A 3759-nucleotide genomic window follows, 5' to 3' on the forward strand; every position below is an offset into this window, starting at 1 on the left:
GCGCGTGAGCGGTTCAGATACAAAAAAGGCGCCCTGTGGTGAGAGGGCGCCTTTCTTTCGGACGATTCAAAGGATCGGGTTTGTGGGGCAAACGCCTCCAAACCGTCCGGTGGTCTTACAAGCTTTCGTCGCCATCGTTGGCGTCGGGTTCGGGCGTGCCGAGCAATTCTTCCGACAGCTTGTCCGTCTTGTTGCGGATGGCCTTTTCGATCTCGGCCGTCATCTCCGGATTGGCCTTGAGGAAGTCGCGGGCGTTTTCACGGCCCTGGCCGATACGGGTCGAATTGTACGAGAACCACGAGCCCGCCTTCTCGATAATGCTGGCCTTGACGCCCATATCGATGATCTCGCCCAGCTTGGAGATGCCCTGACCGTACAGGATGTCGAACTCGACTTCGCGGAACGGCGGCGCCACCTTGTTCTTGACGACCTTGACCTTGACATTGTTGCCGATGATTTCGTCGCGCACCTTGATCTTGCCGATGCTGCGGATATCCAGGCGGACCGAAGCATAGAATTTCAGCGCATTGCCACCGGTCGTGGTTTCCGGCGAGCCGTACATGACGCCGATCTTCATCCGGATCTGGTTGATGAAGATAACGATGCACTTCGACTTGGAGATCGAGCCGGTCAGCTTGCGCAGGGCCTGCGACATCAGACGGGCTTGCAGGCCCGGCAGGCTGTCGCCCATGTCGCCTTCGATTTCGGCGCGCGGGGTCAGGGCCGCGACCGAGTCGACGACGACGATGTCGACGGCGCCGGAACGGACCAGGGTGTCGGTGATTTCCAGAGCCTGTTCGCCGTTGTCGGGCTGTGAGACCAGCAGCTCCTCCAGATTGACGCCCAGCTTGCCGGCATAGGTCGGATCCAGCGCGTGTTCGGCATCGACGAAGGCGGCGGTACCACCAGCCTTCTGAATCTCGGCCACCGTATGCAGCGCCAGGGTCGTCTTACCGGACGATTCCGGACCATAGATTTCGATGACGCGGCCCTTGGGAAGGCCACCTATCCCCAGGGCAATATCCAGCCCCAGCGAACCCGTCGAAATGCTTTCGACTTCGGCGATCTTGCCGCCGACGCCGAGCCTCATCACCGAGCCCTTGCCGAAGGCGCGGTCAATCTGCGCCAGGGCGGCCTCGAGGGCGCGTTGTTTTTCGGATTCGTTCTTGGTCACGAGTTTCAAAGCCGGTTGCGACATGTCATGCCTTCCCTATCTCACGATTCCCCTGATCGGGGTGATCTGTTCCAAATTCATCTGAGGATAAGTCGTACACCATTTGCTCTCTGTTCGCAATATGTTCTCATGCGTTAGCGGAACAAAATTGTGCGCATTGCCCAAATCCGTGTTCTCGCTTAGGTTAGCGCTAACACGACCGGGAAACGCCCTGGCACTGGGAGGATACACATGTCGATCATGTCCGCAGGCGATCCCGCCTGGGCGTTAACCGCTGTTGCCATCGCCGTCATCGGCCTGGTCGTCATGATCGCCTGGGGCAAGATGCAGCCCCTGTTGGCCTTCGTCATCGCCGCCATTGCTGCTGCGCTGATGCTGGGCATGCCACTGGGCGCCATCCCCAAGTCGGTCGAAAAAGGTATCGGCGACATGCTGGGGTCCCTGGCCATCCTGCTGGCGCTGGGGGCCGTGTTCGGCAAGGTCATCGCCGATTCGGGCGCCGCGCAGAAAATCGCCCAGGTCCTGATAAAGCTGTTCGGTGCCTCGCGCATGCCGATCGCGCTGAGCCTGACCGGCTTTATCGTCGGCATTCCGCTCTTCTATAATGTCGGCTTCGTGCTGATGGTGCCGCTGATCTTCTCGCTGGTGCGCCAGTCGGGCAAGGGCATGGTCTATATTGCCATCCCGCTGATGGCCGGCCTGTCGATCGCTCACGGATTTTTGCCACCCCACCCCTCGCCCACCGCTATCGTCCCGATGTTCGGTGCCGATATGGGCCTGACCCTGATCTACGGCCTGATCGTCGGCATCCCCACCCTGCTGGTCGCCGGCCCGCTGTTCGCCATGCTGGTCAAGAACATCCAGGCCAATCCACCCGAGCTGTTCGTCTCCCCGCCCAAGGAAGACCATGAACTGCCGGGCGCCTTCAACAGCTTCGCCACCGCCCTGCTGCCCGTCGTCCTGCTGGCCGGCGCGACGGCCCTGAGCTTCTCCGGCACCGTCCCACCCGAGCACAAGCCCCTGGTCGATTTCCTCAGCCATCCAATCCTGGTGCTATTGATCGCCCTGCTGGTCGCCGTTTTCAGCCTTGGCATCGCCCGCGGCCAAAGCTTCCGCGCCCTGATGGACTCCTCGGCCTCGGCCATGCGCGAAATCGCCCCCATCCTGCTGATCATCGCCGGCGCCGGCGCCTTGAAGCAGGTCTTCATCGACAGCGGCGTCAGCGCGCAACTGGGCGAAAGCTTACGCGCCCTGCCCGTCCCGCCCCTGGTCCTTGGCTGGATGATCGCCGGCATTATTCGCATCTCGCTAGGCTCTGCCACGGTGGCCGGCCTGACCGCGGCCGGCCTGGTTGCGCCTCTGGTGGCAGTGTCGGGGGTCGATCCGAACCTGATGGTCCTGGCCATCGGCGCCGGCAGCCTGATGTTCAGCCACGTCAACGATTCGGGCTTCTGGATGTTCAAGGAGTATTTCGGCCTCAGCATCAAGGACACGCTGAAGTCCTGGCCCCTGATGGAAGGCGCCGTTGGCATAGTCGGCCTGATTTGCGTGCTACTGCTGGACTTGGTTGTGTGACGTAAATCCGTGTTATCTTATGCAGCCCCGCCGCAGCACTTCTTGTATTTCTTGCCCGAGCCGCAGGGACAGGGATCGTTGCGCCCAATCTTGATCGTCCGGCGCGGTATCGGGCGTTCTCCGTAACGGCTTTTGAACAGCGCATACGCAGATTGAATAAGATAGACCGGCGCCTTCGCCTTGAATTCTTCAGGATCGCCGATATCTTGCCGGAAAGCCTCTGCATCTATCGCCAATCCGGCCAGACCTAGAATGATGTTCAAAGCCGCGGTGGCTTCTTCGTTGTGCCCCGCCAGTGTCTCGTCGACAAAAGTCGGATGAAAGCGTGCCGCATCGGCGAATCCCAAGGCCCAATCCTGCCACAGTATCTTGTCGTATTCTGCTTTCATAAACTGCGGGATGTAGGTTCCATCCATGAATTCCTGAAACACCAACGAACTGTGCATCAGAACTTCTGTTTCCAGCATCAATTGCGATGCCGGGTCAGCTTCCGGTTCCTCAAGTACGAACGCCATCCAGCGTTCGGTTGGAAGCGACGGCATGACCGCGAGGGCGGCGACAAACCCGTCCAGCGCCGGCAGGCCGATGCTGTCGTGAGCTTTGAGCCGCTCGTGAAGGCTCTCCAGCCGCGCTTCGTATGCCTCGTCCGTCACAAGCGTCACGTCTACCGCCCCCGCATCTTCCGACGCATGCGGCGATAGCCGATGAGCAGGATGATGGCGCCAAGCCCCCAACTGCCCATCATCAGGATCAGGTCCATATTGGAGACAAAGATGTCTCGGTCGCCGACATGCATGGGAATGGTGTGGGTGATATCCGGTTGCCCCGGCCGCGTCGGCCACACAACGGCGATCTGGTAGATAAACAGACCGATAAACGGCAGCGCGCCCAGCGAATAGGGCCAGATGAATTTGAAGGCTTGCATGGGACTCCGGGACTTTTTCTGGTCCCTGAACCTAAGCGCTCTGACGAAGGAAATAAATCTAAAACTCCCTCTCCCCTCAAGTGGG

General features: G+C 60.2%; 4 protein-coding genes. 1 reads left to right on the plus strand and 3 read right to left on the minus strand.

Translation table 11 applies throughout. From position 1 onward, the window contains the following. Positions 1-115 precede the first annotated feature (115 nt). On the minus strand, positions 116-1198 hold the full coding sequence (gene recA, locus ABI_RS10830; RefSeq protein ID WP_006273001.1) for a recombinase RecA: 1083 nt from the start codon (positions 1196-1198) through the stop codon (positions 116-118). A gap of 207 nt (positions 1199-1405) precedes the next feature. Between recA and ABI_RS10835 the strand changes: the two genes are divergently transcribed. Continuing rightward, on the plus strand, positions 1406-2749 hold the full coding sequence (locus ABI_RS10835) for a gluconate:H+ symporter (RefSeq protein ID WP_006273002.1): 1344 nt from the start codon (positions 1406-1408) through the stop codon (positions 2747-2749). A 17-nt stretch (positions 2750-2766) separates the two neighbouring features. On the opposite strand, the gene ABI_RS10840 is transcribed toward ABI_RS10835, so the two are convergent. Together ABI_RS10840 and ABI_RS25205 are read right to left on the minus strand one after the other, a co-directional pair. After that, complete coding sequence (locus ABI_RS10840; RefSeq protein ID WP_006273003.1) at positions 2767-3411, minus strand: UPF0149 family protein; 645 nt, start codon at positions 3409-3411, stop codon at positions 2767-2769. A 2-nt stretch (positions 3412-3413) separates the two neighbouring features. Beyond that, positions 3414-3674, minus strand: coding sequence for a hypothetical protein (locus ABI_RS25205; RefSeq protein WP_006273004.1), 261 nt, complete (start codon positions 3672-3674; stop codon positions 3414-3416). Positions 3675-3759: the final 85 nt, after the last annotated feature.

Source organism: Asticcacaulis biprosthecium C19, from assembly GCF_000204015.1.
Lineage (GTDB): Bacteria > Pseudomonadota > Alphaproteobacteria > Caulobacterales > Caulobacteraceae > Asticcacaulis > Asticcacaulis biprosthecius.

Coding starts and splice junctions, on each gene's coding strand:
- recA (WP_006273001.1), bottom strand. CDS start 1,198: ATGTCGCAACCGGCTTTGAAACTCGTGACCAAGAACGAATCCGAAAAA.
- ABI_RS10835 (WP_006273002.1), top strand. CDS start 1,406: ATGTCGATCATGTCCGCAGGCGATCCCGCCTGGGCGTTAACCGCTGTT.
- ABI_RS25205 (WP_006273004.1), bottom strand. CDS start 3,674: ATGCAAGCCTTCAAATTCATCTGGCCCTATTCGCTGGGCGCGCTGCCG.